At 59.7% G+C, this 16,647-nt stretch carries 22 protein-coding genes; 9 read left to right on the top strand and 13 right to left on the bottom strand.

Annotated features, from left to right (window positions below):
- Nucleotides 1-184: 184 nt before the first annotated feature.
- Complete coding sequence (locus tag OVA07_RS06510) at nt 185-409, bottom strand: DUF2171 domain-containing protein (RefSeq protein ID WP_268172633.1); 225 nt, start codon at nt 407-409, stop codon at nt 185-187.
- A gap of 394 nt (nt 410-803) precedes the next feature.
- On the opposite strand from OVA07_RS06510, the gene OVA07_RS06505 reads away from it, so the two are divergent.
- From OVA07_RS06505 to OVA07_RS06480, 7 genes are all read left to right on the top strand, one after another.
- Nucleotides 804-1,859, top strand: coding sequence for a ribonucleotide-diphosphate reductase subunit beta (locus OVA07_RS06505; protein ID WP_268170654.1), 1,056 nt, complete (start codon nt 804-806; stop codon nt 1,857-1,859).
- Nucleotides 1,860-2,008: 149 nt separating this feature from the next.
- Complete coding sequence (locus tag OVA07_RS06500; protein ID WP_268170653.1) at nt 2,009-2,572, top strand: hypothetical protein; 564 nt, start codon at nt 2,009-2,011, stop codon at nt 2,570-2,572.
- 137 nt (nt 2,573-2,709) lie between these two features.
- The gene (locus OVA07_RS06495; protein ID WP_268170652.1) at nt 2,710-2,853 is read left to right on the top strand and encodes a hypothetical protein; all 144 of its coding nucleotides are present in this window, start codon (nt 2,710-2,712) and stop codon (nt 2,851-2,853) included.
- Between the two features lie 52 nt (nt 2,854-2,905).
- A complete protein-coding gene (locus tag OVA07_RS19135; protein ID WP_442789623.1) occupies nt 2,906-3,103 on the top strand; it encodes a KTSC domain-containing protein in 198 nt (65 codons plus the stop codon).
- 68 nt (nt 3,104-3,171) lie between these two features.
- Nucleotides 3,172-3,573: a nucleotidyltransferase substrate binding protein gene (locus OVA07_RS06490; protein WP_268170651.1), complete on the top strand. Its 402-nt coding sequence runs from the start codon at nt 3,172-3,174 to the stop codon at nt 3,571-3,573.
- Nucleotides 3,570-3,893, top strand: coding sequence for a nucleotidyltransferase family protein (locus OVA07_RS06485; protein ID WP_268170650.1), 324 nt, complete (start codon nt 3,570-3,572; stop codon nt 3,891-3,893). Before OVA07_RS06490 ends, OVA07_RS06485 begins: the two co-directional genes overlap by 4 nt.
- Nucleotides 3,893-4,156, top strand: a complete 264-nt coding sequence (locus tag OVA07_RS06480; protein ID WP_268170649.1) for a hypothetical protein — start codon at nt 3,893-3,895, stop codon at nt 4,154-4,156. The genes OVA07_RS06485 and OVA07_RS06480 overlap by 1 nt, the downstream gene beginning before the upstream one ends.
- On the opposite strand, the gene OVA07_RS06475 is transcribed toward OVA07_RS06480, so the two are convergent.
- The 8 genes from OVA07_RS06475 to OVA07_RS06440 all read right to left on the bottom strand — a co-directional run bounded on the left by OVA07_RS06475 (nt 4,157) and on the right by OVA07_RS06440 (nt 11,128).
- Nucleotides 4,157-5,341, bottom strand: a complete 1,185-nt coding sequence (locus OVA07_RS06475) for a glycosyltransferase (protein ID WP_268170648.1) — start codon at nt 5,339-5,341, stop codon at nt 4,157-4,159.
- A gap of 26 nt (nt 5,342-5,367) precedes the next feature.
- Nucleotides 5,368-6,867 carry a flippase gene (locus OVA07_RS06470; protein ID WP_268170647.1) on the bottom strand — a complete coding sequence of 500 codons (1,500 nt, stop codon included), beginning with the start codon at nt 6,865-6,867 and terminating at the stop codon, nt 5,368-5,370.
- Nucleotides 6,864-7,226, bottom strand: coding sequence for a hypothetical protein (locus OVA07_RS06465; protein WP_268170646.1), 363 nt, complete (start codon nt 7,224-7,226; stop codon nt 6,864-6,866). The genes OVA07_RS06470 and OVA07_RS06465 overlap by 4 nt, the downstream gene beginning before the upstream one ends.
- Before the next feature lie 166 nt (nt 7,227-7,392).
- Nucleotides 7,393-7,752 (bottom strand): glycosyltransferase family 2 protein, encoded by a 360-nt coding sequence (locus OVA07_RS06460; protein ID WP_268170645.1) that lies wholly within the window; start codon nt 7,750-7,752, stop codon nt 7,393-7,395.
- 71 nt (nt 7,753-7,823) lie between these two features.
- On the bottom strand, nt 7,824-9,191 hold the full coding sequence (locus OVA07_RS06455; protein ID WP_268170644.1) for an O-antigen ligase family protein: 1,368 nt from the start codon (nt 9,189-9,191) through the stop codon (nt 7,824-7,826).
- A gap of 63 nt (nt 9,192-9,254) precedes the next feature.
- Nucleotides 9,255-10,052: a hypothetical protein gene (locus tag OVA07_RS06450; RefSeq protein WP_268170643.1), complete on the bottom strand. Its 798-nt coding sequence runs from the start codon at nt 10,050-10,052 to the stop codon at nt 9,255-9,257.
- Nucleotides 10,009-10,770, bottom strand: a complete 762-nt coding sequence (locus tag OVA07_RS06445; RefSeq protein WP_268170642.1) for an SGNH/GDSL hydrolase family protein — start codon at nt 10,768-10,770, stop codon at nt 10,009-10,011. Before OVA07_RS06445 ends, OVA07_RS06450 begins: the two co-directional genes overlap by 44 nt.
- Before the next feature lie 10 nt (nt 10,771-10,780).
- Nucleotides 10,781-11,128, bottom strand: coding sequence for a DapH/DapD/GlmU-related protein (locus OVA07_RS06440; RefSeq protein WP_268170641.1), 348 nt, complete (start codon nt 11,126-11,128; stop codon nt 10,781-10,783).
- Nucleotides 11,129-11,303: 175 nt separating this feature from the next.
- Here OVA07_RS06440 and OVA07_RS19090 point away from each other — a divergent pair, with 175 nt between their 5' ends.
- A complete protein-coding gene (locus OVA07_RS19090) occupies nt 11,304-11,693 on the top strand; it encodes an acyltransferase (protein WP_326493110.1) in 390 nt (129 codons plus the stop codon).
- A gap of 19 nt (nt 11,694-11,712) precedes the next feature.
- Here OVA07_RS19090 and rfbB read toward each other — a convergent pair whose 3' ends face one another.
- From rfbB to rfbA, 4 genes are read right to left on the bottom strand one after another with little or no spacing between them, the layout of a single operon-like run.
- Nucleotides 11,713-12,771, bottom strand: coding sequence for a dTDP-glucose 4,6-dehydratase (gene rfbB / locus OVA07_RS06430; protein ID WP_268170640.1), 1,059 nt, complete (start codon nt 12,769-12,771; stop codon nt 11,713-11,715).
- Entirely contained in the window at nt 12,764-13,621 is an 858-nt protein-coding gene (gene rfbD / locus OVA07_RS06425) for a dTDP-4-dehydrorhamnose reductase (RefSeq protein WP_268169505.1), read from the bottom strand. The genes rfbB and rfbD overlap by 8 nt, the downstream gene beginning before the upstream one ends.
- Nucleotides 13,618-14,163 (bottom strand): dTDP-4-dehydrorhamnose 3,5-epimerase, encoded by a 546-nt coding sequence (rfbC, locus tag OVA07_RS06420; protein WP_268169504.1) that lies wholly within the window; start codon nt 14,161-14,163, stop codon nt 13,618-13,620. The genes rfbD and rfbC overlap by 4 nt, the downstream gene beginning before the upstream one ends.
- Nucleotides 14,160-15,065 (bottom strand): glucose-1-phosphate thymidylyltransferase RfbA, encoded by a 906-nt coding sequence (rfbA, locus tag OVA07_RS06415; protein WP_442789601.1) that lies wholly within the window; start codon nt 15,063-15,065, stop codon nt 14,160-14,162. Before rfbA ends, rfbC begins: the two co-directional genes overlap by 4 nt.
- A 1,063-nt stretch (nt 15,066-16,128) precedes the next feature.
- On the opposite strand from rfbA, the gene OVA07_RS06410 reads away from it, so the two are divergent.
- Nucleotides 16,129-16,386 (top strand): hypothetical protein, encoded by a 258-nt coding sequence (locus tag OVA07_RS06410; protein ID WP_268170639.1) that lies wholly within the window; start codon nt 16,129-16,131, stop codon nt 16,384-16,386.
- Nucleotides 16,387-16,647: the final 261 nt, after the last annotated feature.

Below are 16,647 nucleotides of genomic sequence, written 5' to 3'. Positions count from 1 at the left end.
AGAACCGACGGGACCGACCGGCGGATGCCGGGCAGGTGTCACCCCAAGGCGACCGCAAACAACGAAAAACGCCCCGCCTTTCGACGGGGCGCTCTCCGGCCGTATTGCACGGCCTGGTCCCGAAGGGGACGGGACGTTCCTGCCGCCCGCAACCGGGCGGCAGGAACGCCGCGCCGGTTCGGACCTATTTCTCTTCCAGCATGCCCCAGGCCACATCGCCGTTGGCAGAAAGGCGGACTACTTCGCCTTCCACACTGGCAACCAGCCCACTGGACAGATAATGATGGTGGCCTTCATGGGTTCCGCCGGCAAAGCCCGCGCCCGAATCCTTTTTGGTCAGCTTGATCCGATCGCCTTCAACACCATCGACCGTGCCGACATGGGCGCCATCTGCGCCGATCACATCCATGTGTTCGCGGATTTGCGCCGACCAATCGCGGCCTTCGCGCCCGCTTTCGAGCCCGCTTTCGAATTGCGACTGCTGACCCGAGCTATCGTGGTGACCGCCCATCTGCGATTCGCTGCGTTCATGGTTATCCATGGCACTTCTCCTGCAATTTCGGTTGGTTATCAGGCACAGCACGCACGCCGCGCCAATAATGTGCCAACCGCGCGCTTGCCGGTACGTTCCGCGCACAACCGCGCCCCGGCGTTGGGCTGGGCGCAGCGTGCGCCAGCCTGCGCCCACCGGTCCCAAAGGGCAGTGGAAAACCGCCCCGCTATCCCCGGCCAGCGCATCGCGCGCGCTTTCGCCGCCGTCACCCAATCCCTACATTGCCAGAATCAGTACAGGACACCCACCCATGCCTCTTCTTGAAGCCCGCCCCACCTACAAGCCCTTCGAATATCCCTGGGCTTACGAGTTCTGGAAGCGTCAGCAGCAGGTTCACTGGCTGCCTGAAGAAGTGCCGCTGGGCGAGGATTGCCGCGACTGGGCGCAGAAGATTTCCGAGCATGAGCGCAACCTGCTGACGCAGATCTTCCGCTTCTTCACCCAGGCCGACGTGGAAGTGCAGAACTGCTACCACGAACAATATGGCCGCGTGTTCAAGCCGACCGAGATCAAGATGATGCTGACCGCGTTTTCCAACATGGAGACGGTCCACATCGCTGCCTATTCGCACCTGCTTGACACCATCGGCATGCCGGAAAGCGAATATGGCATGTTCCTCGAATACGAAGAGCTGAAGGCCAAGCACGATTACCTGCAGACTTTCGGCGTGGACACGGACGAGGATATTGCCCGCACGCTGGCCATGTTCGGCGGGTTTACCGAAGGGCTGCAGCTTTTCGCCAGCTTTGCCATGCTGATGAACTTCCCCCGCTTCAACAAGATGAAGGGCATGGGCCAGATCGTATCATGGTCGGTCCGCGATGAATCGCTGCATTGCGAAGGCATTACCAAGCTGTTCCACGCCTTCGTCGCCGAACGCGACTGCCTGACCAAGGCGGTGAAGGAAGACATCATCGATTGCTGCCAGAAGACCGTGCGGCTGGAAGATGCGTTCATCGACCTCGCGTTTGAACAAGGCCCGGTTCCGGGGATGAGCGCCAAGGACATCAAGCGCTATATCCGCTTCATCGCGGACTGGCGCCTTGGCCAGTTGGGCTTCCAGCCGATCTACATGATCGAAGATCACCCCCTGCCCTGGCTCGCCCCGCTGCTGAATGGCGTGGAACACGCCAACTTCTTCGAAACCCGCGCCACCGAATATTCCAAGGCCGCCACCCGTGGCGACTGGAACACCGTGTGGTCCAGCTTCGACCACCGCCGCAAGGCCAAGACCGTGGCCAACGCCGAAGCCCCGCTGGAAGTTGAAGTGGACATGTTCGGAGGGACCGGGATTGCGGCAGAATGACATCAATGTCATTTTGTTGACAAGTCAGAGGGCGGCGCTGCGATGCGCCGCCTTTTTTCTTTGTCAAAGCGTATGATTTCGGGAGAAATGGCAAAAAACCATTGCGTTATTTTACAGCCATGCTACGGTGCTACGGAAAGGACAGCACCGTGAATGACATTCTGCAAGCAACTCAATCATTGCGCGATCAAGCATGGGCTACCTTGAAGGCATTGCCCGCATTTGCGCAAGTCCGTGCACTGGATGAAGCCGTCGTTGCCATGGGAGGCGCATCCATTTTCAGCATGGCCTTAAAAGCTGGCGAGACGGTCGTTTCCGGTCCCAGTATTCGCGCGACAATGCTCCCTATCCCCATGCGCGCAGCCCACGGTTCAGGTGCAAAACGCATTTCACATGCAGATGCCGCATATCAAGCCATCATGCTTGCAGGCCGCCCCATGCAATCGCCAGAATTGCTTGATGCGGCAAGAGCGCAAGGCGCCAACATCGGTGGCGCAAAGCCGATCATCAACATGACATCATCCTTGTCACGCAGCGATGAGGTTTACAGTTTGCGAATTGGCGGCGTTCCGCATTGGTGGATCGTTGGTCAACCGTTGCCGCACGAATATGCGACCCAGCTTGCGGCATCGCCCTCCGAGCATGGGCAGCCCGGTATTTTTGATGAACATGAAAGGAGCGACGATGGAACCGCCATAGCCCATGATCTCTAGAAACGGAAAAAGGCCGACCTTTCAGCCGACCTTTCCGTTCGAGAACCGGCATCATGAGATGCACAATTGTCGTCCTAAGCAAACGCGATTGTCGCAACTCGTGATGCCACCGTCAACCAAATTCACAGGAGGCATTCATGCCTAGTGACGACGGCTATATCTTCCGACAGTGCATCACGCTGCGCAACGGACAGCGGATCTGCAAGCCCAAGGGGCAGGCATTCCGCATCCCGATCAGCAAAAAGCCTGTTCCGGTTGATCGCCACGACAACGACAACTGACGTAAAAGAAGGGCGGCCATTGGTCGCCCTTCGACGCTGCGGAGGAAGCAATGTGGACCATCTACGCTCATCCGCCATCTGGGCGGTGAATTACGATACGACGGCTCGGACATTGACCATCTGGTTCAAGGAAGGCGCACATCCATATGATTATTATGGCGTGCCTCCACACAGATATCAGGAATTGCTTAAGGCAGGTTCCAAAGGTGCCTACTTCAACACACACATTCGCGATCAATACGCTGCTTGACAGCTAGTTTAGATAGTAATGACCACGCCACTTGCCCAGCACCCGCCATTGGTGGCACATGCTCGGTCATGCCGCTGGATTTTTCCCCGTTAGCGAATGCCGTTGCCCGTCTTGACGAAGGGCTGGCCCGTTTTCGCGTGGATGAAACCGACACACAAATTCGTGACGGGCTGATCCAGCGTTTCGAATTTACCTATGACCTTGCCCACAAGATGCTGCGGCGCGCGCTGGAAGAGGCTGCGGCGAACCCGGAAGAGATCGACCGGATGACCTTCCCGGCATTGATCCGCACCGGGGTTGAACAGGGGCTTGTCGCGCGTGAGTGGACCGATTGGCGCATGTTCCGCGAAATGCGCAACATCACCTCGCACACGTATGACGAGGCCAAGGCCGTGCAGGTTGTTGCGGCCATTCCGGCGTTTCTCGCCGAAGCCCAAGGCGTATTGGCCCGCCTGCAATCGCGCGCATGACAGCGCCGGTTGTTCTTCTATCGCCTGATGAGCGAGAAGAGGTCTGTGCGATCCTTGGCAGCATTTTGCCGCCCGATGTCAGCGCATGGGTGTTTGGCAGCAGGGCTGGCGGCAATCCCAAGCCATGGTCCGATCTGGACCTCGTTCTGGAAGGAGACGGCGTTCTTCCCCTCTCGCTGCTGGCCGAACTGACCGAAGCATTCGACGAATCCGCCTTGCCATGGAAAGTGGATCTGGTGGACCGCCGCGCCATAACGCCGCAGTTCCGCGCGATCATCGACCGCGACAGGATGCCGCTTGTGTGGCAAGGCGCTGCGTGATGGAATTTGACGATCAGATGCGCCGTTATTTCGGCACCGAAGACATCGGTGCGGCTACGCCTGCCGTACTGGAGGCTGGTATCGAGAGGATGCTGGTGGATTTCGGGCTGGAGAAGGACCGCGCGCGCCGGTTTGGCATGTGGTCGATCCTTTACATGCTGTCATCCGCGCCCGATCTGGACGTCGCGTTCAAGGATGCGGCCGACCGCGAGGCGGCGCGCAACTTCATGGACATGATCGACCGCGCCGCACCGGGCGACTGACTATGCGGCTTGTGCCGCGCAAGCCTTTTGCAACAGCGCCATCCGTTCACGACCCACGGTGTCATATTCGAACCTGCTGGCCGCCGTCTGTGCTGCGGCTGCGCATGTTTCGCGGAAGGGCGTATCGTCGGCCATGCGGCGCAGCGCCAGCGCCAGGGCATCGACATCGCCCGGCGGCACGATCAGCCCGGTCACACCGTCGTCCACCAGCCGCCCCGCCCCCATTGGCGTGACGATCAGCGGCAACCCGCAACTGGCCGCCTCATAACCGACCTGCGGCCCGCCTTCTTCGTGCGTGGGGAACACGAACACGTCACATTCGCGGTAAAATTCGCCGACATTCTCGATATGGCCAAAGTGCTGGACATTGCCCGATGCGACTGCTGCGGCGACTTGTGGGGCAAGGCAGGGTTCGATCGCCCCGGCAAGCCGCAATTCGCCATCAATCCCGGCCTTTGTCCAGGCAGCCAGCAGTTCGGGCACGCCCTTGCGCACGTTCATCGTGCCGACAAAGCAGAAGCGCGGCGGCCTGCTGGCATCCGGCACACGCGGCGCCAACCCGGCAAAGCGCGACTTCACCCAGCCGAATGTGGTGGACAGAATGCGCTCACGTTCGATGCCCAGCGCCAGCAATGCCTTTTCGACTTCGGGATTGGACGCGAACAGATAGTCGTGCAGTTGCAGTTCGGCACATTCGCGCGCGACAGCTTCATCCGAAATTCCATGCGCCGGGGCGAAACCGGCAGCGGCATAGGCCGCATCAAGGATCGGTTTGGCGTGGGCCAGGGGGCTGTTTATCATTTCGCGCACGGTCACGATGCCGCGCGCGCGGGCATGATGCACGAGATCATCTGGCACGTCCGGCCAGAACCACGCGATCGACCCTGCAGGAGCCGCGTTCAACGCCTTGCGGAACTTGGCAGCCACTTTGCGCAGGCCGGAATCGCGGATCATCGAGAACGGCAAGCGCTGGCCCAGCGGTCCCAGCGCCTGCACCACTTTCACGCCGGGACCGGCAGGTTTGCGGATCCGGATGACGTGCAGACGCACATCCACACCGCCTGCGCCAAACGCATCGAGCAGGCGGACGCAACTTTCCGCAGGACCGCGCCCGGCATAGCTGTGCGGCAGGTAAACAAGGCACTGCGGCAAATCGCCACGCCCGGCGTCAGAGTTCGTAACCATGAACGTCTCCTGATACGTGCGAATGATCAGCCCGCTTTGGGCGCAGCGCGACGCAAGGCCAGCCGGGCGATCAGCGGGCCGATGACCGGCATCTTTTCAAACGCCACGCGAATATCATCGGGCATATCCCCCAGCGACAGCAGCAGGATGACAACCGAAGCAGAGCACAGCACGGTTGCCGCCAGCAACGCCTGCAACCAGCCGCTTATCATCGGGCCGACCAACACCGTGCCCAGCACCAACAGCGCGGTTGGCAGAACATGGCGCGCCATGAACCGCACCGGCACCCCCGCCCGCCAGGCACAGATCATCGCATCGGCCGCTGCACGGATCGCAAAGGCGGCAGCGATGCCGACAAGGCCGAACGACGTGCCCAGCAGATAGAGCATGGCAAAGTAGAAGGGCAGTTCGGCAATGACCGCCAGCGCCGCGAACCTGGGGTTGCCGCGCGCCTGAATCAGCGAGAACGGCACACTGCCCAGCGCCAGATACCACACGCCCAGCAGGATCACCTGCGCAACCGGCACCGAGCGCGGATCGAGGTGCGACCCAAGCCACAGGTGCATCAGCGGATCAGCCAGACAGGCAATTCCGATGACGAAAGGCGCGAACATCTGCCCGATGAAAGCGGTGAACTGCGTCCCCCGCTCGCGCGCTTCATCGCCACCCAGCGCTGCAAAGCGCGGGAACAGCACACTCACCACCGACTGCGGCAGCATCAGCGTGCGATAGGCCACCTGAAACGGGATGGTATAGACCGCTACGGCCAGCGGCCCGTCAAGGGCACCGATGACGAAACGGTCCGATGCGATCATCAGCGGGGCGACCAGACTGGTGACCATGACCCACATGCCGAAATGGGCCAGTCCGCGCATCTCGCTTTTGCGTGGCGCGGGGCGATGCCCGGCCAGAAAGCTGCGCCATACCGCCAGCCCCATCATCAACAGGCCCAGCACGCGCCCCCCCAGCGACGCCACGATCAGCCATTGCAGATCATGTGTGAGCGTCCACGCCACGATCAGCGGGAAGACCTGAAGGCCGAGGTTGCTGACGAGGTAGCTGACCGAAACGAACTTGAACTTTTCCACCCCGATCAGCGCGCCGGATGAAACGCCGGTCAGCGCGATAACCGGATTGCACAGCGCCAAGGCCCAGATTGACGCCACCAGTTCGGCACGCAAACCAGGTTCAACCTTCATCACGTCACCGAAAAAATATCCTGCGGCGAGATAGACGATCAACCCGGTCGCCAACCCGATACCAAGGATCGCGACAATGCCAGACCATATGATACCCGCTTGTTCCTTCGCCCCCGCCCCACGGCTGGCCGAAATGCGCTGGGTCACGGCGCGACCAATACCAAAGTCAGCCTGACCGAAATACCCCAGCATGGTCCACGCGATGACCAGCGCGCCATAACGATCACTACCGATTTCACGGATATAAAGTGGCACCGTGGCCAAAGCCCCGATGACAGGCAGAACCGAACTTATCAGCGAATAAATGCTGTTACGTTTGAGGCTCATCGGCCCGTCAGCTTCCGTCCGGCAAAGCGCATGGCCCCCTTGGCCGAATGCGGCATGGTACGAAAAAATGTCGAAATTGCCAGTTTGGTCCGCGCGCCTTCACGCCGCGAAATTGCCCGGACAATCTCAGCCGGTATGAACTGGCCGTAATATTCACTCCAGTACCGCCTGCCCTTTGCCAGAAGCTCCGGATTTTCCAGCACGCCATTGGGACCAAGCACATCCTGCAGCACGCCAACGTGATGGTTGAACAGGCGCGAGGGCGACCGGGTCATCTGTGCGCCGTGGATACGGTAAGACATGACCATCTTGCCGTGGCACAGGCCAGCCTTGCGCCACCCCAAAAGGCGCAGGTTCAAATCGGTATCAGCACAGGCGCGCACTTCCTGCCTGAATCCACCAATGCGTTGTAAAGCAGATCGGCGATACATGCATTGCGACGGAACTGGGGTGGTATGCATCACCACGTCCTGACCGGAAAACAGGCGGCGCTGCTGAATGTTCTCGCCAATTTTGTTGCCCTGTTCATCGATCAGGATGTTCGATCCGGAACACCATATCGATCTCGTCGGATGCCTTGATCTCTGCAAGGTGGTGCTGAATGGCCTGCGGGTGCAGCAGATCGTCGCAATCCAGAAAGACGATGAAGTCACCTGTCGCCATTTCATACCCGGTCTTGCGCGCCGCAGCCTCGCCACCGTTGGGCTGGCGATGGACGATCACCCCGGCATAGCTTTGCGCAATCTGTGCCGAGGAATCTGACGATCCATCATCAACCACGATGATTTCCGGCTGCACGCCTTCACTTGCGAGAACACTTTCCAGCGCCTCGGCAATGAACTTTTCGCCGTTGTACATCGGGATGACCACACTGACTTCTGGCATGACTTTGCTTTCCCCTGATGCGCGAGGCATATGCCGTGCGCGCAAAGCAATGTGATTGATCGGCGAAATTGTTACGGTGCAGGCTTATCGTCCAATCGCGCATCGCCATTGGGCTGACGCACGAATTTCAACTGCCCCATCGAAGCTGCCATGCCGATGAAAGCCATGAACCAGAGCCGCGATTCCCCGAAATAGGTCACGGTCATGCTGGAAAACATCATGGTGAACAGGGCGGCATTCAAGCCGAACAGCAGATGCCGGTCAGGACCGCGCCCCTTGCCGATAATGTAACCCAGCCTGATCTGGATAATGATGACCGCCAAAATCATGGCCAGCGGCACGATCACGCCGAACACCATCCCCGATGCCAGGAAGTTCGCGTCAACACTGCCGCTGGGCAGCAGGTTCAAAGGACGCTCATATTCGGCATAGCCGATGCCGAACCACGGGTGTTTGCCCACGGAGCGAAGCCCCCATTCCCAGATCATCTTGCGGTAGTACCCGGTTTGCGGGTCAAGGGTCTGGCGGATCAGAATGTTGACAAGGCCCCCCTTCGACGCAAGCTCGACGAAGATCCCAGCCAGAATGATGAATGCCGAAATGAGCCACCAGGAAATCTTGGGAATATACTTCAGGATCTTGTCGGCAAAGAACAGCACAAAGGCCATCAAAAGCGAGAGGATCGTTGCTGAACTGAGCGCAAAGAAGCCCATGAACGCAGCAAGACAACCCAGATATTTGGGCCACGACCGAATGCCGCTGGTCAGGAAGATGAGCAAGGTGCTGGTCAGGGTAAGCCCGCCCAGAATGGGGTGTGAAAACGGTCCCATCGCACGCATCAGACCGCCTAGGCGGAACTCTTTGCGAAGGTCCAGAACCCCGGATTCCGCGCCACCGCTATAGGCCGAGACCCGTCCAAAAATCTTGCCATAAGTCGTGCGGACAACAAAATCCTTGCCGACACTTTCAATCAGCATTTCAATGCCAGCCAGCAATAGCGGCGGCACAAGAAACAGAAATAGCAAACGGAGTTGAGCAGGCGTGCGGATGCACGAGCGGGCAAGGAAATAGGCGCCTGCCGTGTCGACAACCACACCCATTCCGCGCACGATCCCGGTGCCGACGCCATAGTGATACGAGAAAGAGACCAGCATCCAGCTGCAGGCCGCAAGCACCAGCCAATCTGCGGTAATCACCCGAACCCGCCCATGGCGGAATGCCGAAATCCAATGCCACGACAGCAACAGTGCCAGCGCACGATAAGCTGGAAAGTTAACACCCATCACCGCAAAGCGCACTTCCGGCGCCAGCAGGAAGAATGACCACATTAGCGCCAGCAATGGCCAGATCGGCCGCACCACGTCAAACAGGCCCGGCTTGGCAGCCACCTGCATTGTGGCTGCCGGCTTTGGCAATCTGTCAGCAACCGCAAGAGACATGGGGCATTTCCGATTGAGGGGAAACAAAGCTGCTGCAACGCAGCATCCAAAATGAACCTGTCCTCACTCGTAGCCTGCCAGACGCGCAATTTCCACCGAATCCGCACCCAGCGTCGCAGGCCGCGCGCTGACATGGCGGCGGCGCCAGCGTGCGCGCCACAGCGGAAAGGGGTTATATGTCAATGCGCAAACCGAGGTATAGATCGGCAGACGCGCGCGCCATTTGCGTCGGGCGAATCGATAAGCCAGCAGATAGCCGCCGCCCAGCGACACAATTGGACGGTTGTTGTGCACGACCGGTAATTCGACCGCCCAGGCCGTGCGCCCCATGCTGATTGCGGTCTGGACCAGATCGGTTCCGTAAAGATGGAAGTGTGGCAATTCCTCGTCAAACCGGAAACCGTCCGGCCTGCGCAGGATCATCAGCAATTCATCGAACGATCCGACCTGCGTCGGCGCGAATCCCGGCCCGCCCAGTTCGCACTTCATCGTCACGTCCCACACACGCCCGACGTGCAAACCTGCGGGTGACACGCCATACGGCCCCGCCACCATCCAGTCGGGATGCGACTGTGTCAGCGCATTCAGAACGTCGACCGCGCGATCCAGCCATCCTTTGGGAAAATAGACATCCTGATGCGCCAGCAGACAGATCTTCGCCTGAGTCTGCGCCAGACCCGAATTGTAAGCGCACGGCATACTGCGCGCACCCGTGACCACCACCAAAGGCAAACTGCCATCGGCAATATCCGGCGATCGTTTCAGGCAGCCATCCAGAACCTCCAGATTATCAACTGCGGAGATCACGCAAAAGTCGTCACGAGTGAACAAGCGATACCCTTCCGTCTGACGTGCCTTCATTCAGGGTCACATCTGTCATCGGCTGCAGTACAATCCGGCTGGCCAGCCATTTGCCAAGAAGCAGGTGCCCGGCACGGCTGAGATGCAGGGCATCATGCTGCAGCGCAACCAATTCCTTCTCTCTGTCAAACGCTTCGACAGGATCGGCAAAACTTGCTCCCGCCTCAAAAGCTGCTCGTTGGGCTGCCAATCGATAGGGGTGAATCCGGCGATCCATCGCCGTGCTCCCCGCAGGTGGCGGAGCCAGCAAAAGAACGCGCGCGCCCGATGCAATACGCCGTGTGGCAAGAGCTTTAAGGCGAGCTTCGTAACGGACAAGATCGACAGGCTTACGTCGGGATAGAAGGCCCCGTGGAGCAGCATCGTTGCTGCCCAGCATGATGACAAACATTGCGGCTGCTTCGCGCGGTTGCTCTGGCCAGTCGTCTGCCGTCGCGCCACCAACGCCTATGTTGGCAACCACGAAACCGCTACCCGTCTCGCGCCGAAATATTGCGGGAAAGGCATAGGCCGAACCGCCCACGCGGCTCCCTGCAATGTTGCTGTCGCCTTCAAACACCACGTCTGCGCCATAAGGCAGCGAGATTGGCAATCGGGCGTCCTGGGGCAATGGTGCGTGGCGTATCGGGTTGGAACCGCCGAACACGAATTGCGGTACTTCGCCCGACAGAAGCGCCAGAACAAGACCGCCTGCGAAAGCCGCACCGGCAAGCCTCACGCCGGCACCTCTACGCTGCCGAGCCATGGCGCAACCGGTATTGCTCAACATTACGGAACCGTCCGTATGCGCTGACCTCGATATTTTCGCGGAGTACTTTGGCCGGGTTTCCGGCCACAATGCAGCGCGGTGGAATGTCGTCTACGACCACCGCACCGGCAGCGACAATACATTCGTCGCCGATTGTAACACCGGGCATGACTACCGATCCGCCACCGATAAAGCAGTGCCGCCCGATGCTGATAGGATCAATCGTACCATCCGGATGACGCGCAATCAGCAGCGTCTTGAACGCGACCAGCGTAGCCTCGCCAACCGCAATGCTGCCCGGCTTGCCGCCGATGAAGGTCGACGACATCGAAATGCTCACGCTGGGGTGCAGCACGGCCCCTTGCGTTTGCACAAGCCGCCGGCGCCGCCATGAAACAAGCGCATTCCTTACCGCCCGAAATTGGTTCAGCGAAGGCATGCAAAGTCCTTCTTCATGGCAAACACCTGTTGTTTCGCAGGCGCACATTTTCTATCCATGCCGCATGCCTGCATCACCCTCACGCTCGCCCTTGCGCAAGTCATTTCGCCAGCACCTTCAGCGGTTTGTGCAGACGCGCTTCTGGCGCATGGACATTCACCCCACGGCATGGATCGCCACCACCGCGCTGATCGACCGGACATGGCCCAAAGGCGTGCACATCGGCGCGGGGTGTGTGATCGATCATCAGGCTGTGGTCCTGACCCATGACATGACGCGCGGCCTCTACCTTGATACCCGGATCGGCGAAGGCACGCGCATTGCGCCGCGTGCGATCATCCTGCCGGGCGTCACCATCGGACGCAATTGCATTGTCGAAGCAGGTTCGGTCGTGAACCGGGATGTGCCCGATGACACGCGGGTCATCGGCAGTCCCGCGCGCGAAGCCGCCTGAACCTGCTTCGGTTCAGGCATCAGCGCCGTTCCAGCAGCGGCTGCCACCACGCTTCATTGTCGAGATACCAGCGCAGGGTGTTGCGCAGGCCATTCTCGAAATCGTGCTGCGGGACATAGCCCAGTTCGGCGCGCGCCTTGGTTTCGTCGATGGCATAGCGGCGGTCGTGGCCCTTGCGGTCTTCAACGAAGGTTTTCAGTTCCGACGTGGCGCGGCCCTGTGCCGCCGGGGCATCGGGGTAACGCTCGGCCAGACCTTCGATTTCGGCAAAGGCGCGGTCCACTTCGGCGCAGATCCGGTCGATCACCGCCATGTTCGGCAGTTCTTCACCGCCACCGATGTTGTATGTTTCGCCGGCCTTGCCGTTCTTCAGCGCCGCTTCGATGCCGCGGCAGTGGTCTTCGACATAGAGCCAGTCACGCACGTTCATGCCATCGCCATAGATCGGCAGCGGCTTGCCCGACAGCGCGTTGAGCATGAACAACGGGATCAGCTTTTCCGGGTAGTGATACGGCCCGTAGTTGTTCGAGCAATTGGTCGTGGTGACGTTCAGCCCATAGGTATGGTGATAGGCGCGCACCAGGTGGTCAGACGCGGCCTTCGACGCCGAATAGGGCGAATTGGGCTGATACTGCGTGGTTTCGGCAAAGGCCGGATCGTTCGGCCCCAGTGAGCCGTAAACCTCGTCAGTCGAAATGTGGTGGAAGCGGTGGTCGCGCCCGCTGCCACCATCCAGCCACACCGCACGCGCGGCCTTCAGCAGGCTGTTGGTGCCAAGGATGTTCGTGTCGATGAAAGCGTCCGGCCCGGTGATCGACCGGTCGACATGGCTTTCCGCCGCAAAGTGGACGACCGTAGCGATATCGCGGTCGCGCAGCAGGCTTTCGACCAGATCGGTATCGCGAATGTCGCCCACCACCAGTTCGGCCTGTTCGACATCGGCAATGGTCGACCGGTTGCCGGCATAGGTCAGGCAATCGAGCACAATGATGTTGTCGTCCGGGTGCGTCTTGCCCCAGTAGTGGACGAAATTGCCGCCGATGAAACCGGCGCCGCCGGTGACGAGCAGATTAGCCAAGTGCTTTTTCCTCTTCGAGCATTGTCCGCAGGTTCGCGCGCCAGTGCACAGCCTCGTCGCCCAGCAGAGCGCGCGTGGCCGAGACATCCAGCACCGAGAACGCAGGCCGTGTGGCAGGCGTCGGATAATCGGTGGTTGCAATGGGGATGATGCGCGGAATGCGGGCCAGCAGACCCAGCGCGGCAGCCTCTTCGGCAATCGCCACGGCAAAGTCATACCAACTTGCCACGCCCGCATCGCGGTGGTGCCAGATGCCGGGTTTTTCTGCCAGGGCAAGGCCCCACAGCGTGTGCGCGAGACCTGTTGCCCATGTGGGCGAACCGATCTGGTCGGCCACCACGCGCAGTTCGTCACGTTCCCGCATCAGCCGCAGCATGGTGCGCACAAAATTCGCGCCGCCCGCCGCATAGACCCAGCTTGTGCGCACGATGATAGCATCATCGCCTGCCGCCATCTCACCCTCGGCTTTGCTGGCACCATAGGTCGATTGCGGATTGCGCGCATCGCCCGGCTGATAGCCGCGTCCGCTGGTGCCATCGAACACGAAATCGGTCGACACGGTGACCAGACGCCCGCCGGTTTTTGCCAGCGCCTTGGCAAACGCACCGGGCGCACGGGCATTGATGGCATAGGCCAGATCCTGCTCGCTCTCCGCCCGGTCCACCGCGGTATAGGCCGCAGGGTTGAGCACCAGATCGGGGCGCTCGGCCTCGACGATCCGCGCAATCGCGTCGGTATCGGTCAGGTCCAGCGCTGCGCGGTCCAGCGCCACGCAGGTCCAGCCTTCAGGACAAGTGCGTAGCAGTGCGCTGCCGACCTGCCCGTTCACGCCTGTAACCAGCGCCTTCATGGGAAGGTCTTCACCTGATCCAGCGGAATACCCGCTGCATCCTTGCCCGACAGCAGCGGGGTGATGCCGTCCAGCGGCCATTCGATGCCCACCGTCGGATCATCCCAGGCAAGGCTGCCTTCGTTCTGCGGCGCATAGGGCGTGGTACATTTATAGAGGAAGTCGGTATCGTCCTCCAGCGTCAGGAAGCCGTGGGCAAAGCCTTCGGGCACCCAGAACATGCGCTTGTTCTCAGCCGAAAGCGTCACCCCGGTCCACTTGCCGAAGGTGGGCGAAGACCGACGCAGATCGACCACCGCGTCGAACACCGCGCCGCGCACCACGCGCACCAGCTTACCCTGCGGGCCGGGGTTCTGGAAATGCATCCCCCGCAGCACGCCCTTTTGCGAACGGCTGTGGTTGTCCTGCACAAAGGTCAGGTCCAGCCCGGCCTTGGCGAAACCTTCGGCGTTCCAGGATTCCATGAAGAAGCCGCGATCATCCCCGAACACTTTGGGTTCGATCACCAGCGGCCCCGGAATGTCACATTCGATAATATTCACGCCACGCCCTTCTGGTTGAGCATTTGCAGAAGATATTCGCCGTAACCCGATTTGCGCAGCGGCTGGGCAATTTCCTGCAGCCGGGCATCGTCAATAAAGCCCTGACGCCAGGCAATTTCTTCGGGGCAGCAGATCTTCAGGCCCTGCCGCTCTTCGGTGATCCGCACATAGGCAGCCGCATCTAGCAGCGATCCGTGCGTGCCGGTATCAAGCCAGGCATAACCGCGCCCCATGATTTCCACCGAAAGCGCGCCGTCATCCATGTAAAGACGGTTAAGATCGGTGATCTCAAGCTCGCCACGCGGCGAAGGCTTCAGGTCGCGCGCGCGGTCCACCACGGTTTCGTCGTAGAAATACAGACCGGTGACCGCATAGTTGGAACGCGGGGCGACCGGCTTTTCCTCAATCGAAACCGCGCGGCCATCGGAGTCAAAATCCACCACGCCGTAGGCTTCGGGATTGTTCACGCGATAGGCGAACACGCTTGCCCCGGTGGTGCGCGCATCGGCATTGCCCAGCAGTTCGGGCAACCCGTGGCCATAAAAAATGTTGTCACCCAGAACCAGCGCGCTGGGATGCCCGGCCACAAAGTCCGCGCCGATATGGAAAGCCTGCGCCAGACCATCCGGCGTCGGCTGAACAGCATAAGACAGCGAAACGCCGAAATCCGATCCATCGCCCAGCACACGACGGAACTGGTCCGCATCGTCAGGCGTGGTGATAATCAGGATGTCGCGAATCCCGGCCAGCATCAGCGTGCTCAACGGGTAATAAATCATCGGCTTGTCGAAAACCGGCATCAACTGCTTCGATACGCCGCGCGTCAGCGGGTAGAGTCGCGTGCCGGAACCACCGGCCAGAATGATACCTTTTCGTGCCGGACGGGCCGTCAATACAGTCACTGCTCGCGATACTCCTGCTGAACAATATAAAGAAGCCTGACAGATCAGCCTTCCATCAACATCAAACGCGACCTTAATATTGCACTTTTTTCTGCAGCGCATCCGCTACAAGCTGCCAACCCGGCCCACCTGAATCGAATGACAGCCGACGCTGCATTGCAGCATAAAATCCTAAGGTCAACTACGAAGCACCCGGACCACGCAGCATAGCCCTGCTGCAGACAGCGCACGCCAATCTGCAAGTCTCACCAACAAACGGACAAAATCGGCTCGCCATCATTAATGCCGAATAGAACGCGCCACCCAAGCGGTTTCCACAGCAACCGGATTGCCCAAACTTACGACAAAACTGATGCGGCTCTACACCCCAGGCAATCTTTCAAAATGCCACCATGATCACCCATTCCACCTTGGCAAATGCATCCTGTGAACAGGAAGAGTCCATGAAAACAAAACTGAAGCCCTTGTCCCTGTCGCCGCACCACGATGAAACCCTGTTTTGCGCCCGACGACACGGCGATAAAACATGCCTCAGCCACACCCCGAATTGCAAAAGCAACGCCGCCCATCACCTCATTTGCACGCCGCCGTTCGTCGCACACAGGCAACGCTACATCGGAATCATTGTGTCCGGTTTGCAATAGGCCCTACCACATCCTGCACCACAGCCCTGCCATTCGGCCTGTGATCCGGACTTTGCCCCTGCGCTGGTGCAAACGTCACCATGGCGTCACACATTTGCGTCAAAGCGCGTCATGCAGCGCAACAGTTCGACGGCAAATTTGATGTGCAATGCAGCAGGACTCCTTGCCCCGCCATGCCGCACACCCTCCTTTGACGCGCTTGCGTTTTGCGCACCATTGCCAAAACAAGCATGAAATCCACCTAAACCTGCTTGAAATGGGCCTAAAAGGCTGACGTCACGGCTCCAGACAGACGTTGCGATGCGCAAATACAAACTAAGGGAATATACCTATCTTTAGGTTGCGAATCATTTTGCAATGCGGTAAAGCGAAGTCGAGAGGGCGGTATACGGAAGCGCTACTGCTTAGGAGATTTATCCATGAAGTTTTCTCGCATTGCATCAGCGCTCGTCGCTGCATCGCTTGCGGCAGCCCCGATCGCAGCCGAAGCTGCGACCCGCGCTACCGACAGCCAGGTTTATTCGACGTCGGGCTACAGCGCCAACCGCGCTTCGGAAGCTGTCGACGCTGACCATGACCTGTTCGCCTTTATCTGGGTCATCATCATCATCGCTGGTGGTGTGATTACCTACACGATCACGCAGGTCGTAGACAACGGCTCGAACGGCGCGAACTGATCGTTCAGGCAGTTTCAAAAACCCGGTCACCCCAAAGGTGATCGGGTTTTTTGTTGCCTGAATTTTACAGGCAGCGCTCTTGTCGGCCCTGATTCTGCCACACAGGCGGATCTTGTGACCGCCGCTGCTTTGCACATATTCCCGGCACACTGGATTCGGCATTTCGAAAGCTGGCCGCGTCAGGCATGAAGTCAGGCTGTGAACCAGCTTTCACCGCCTAACCCAGTCCCTTTTACCCCAGCACCGCCAGTTCACCACAGC

This window comes from Novosphingobium sp. SL115 (assembly GCF_026672515.1).
Lineage (GTDB): Bacteria > Pseudomonadota > Alphaproteobacteria > Sphingomonadales > Sphingomonadaceae > Novosphingobium.
The sequence above is the reverse complement of the archived record's forward strand: the minus strand, read 5'-3'. Positions and strand labels throughout refer to the sequence as shown.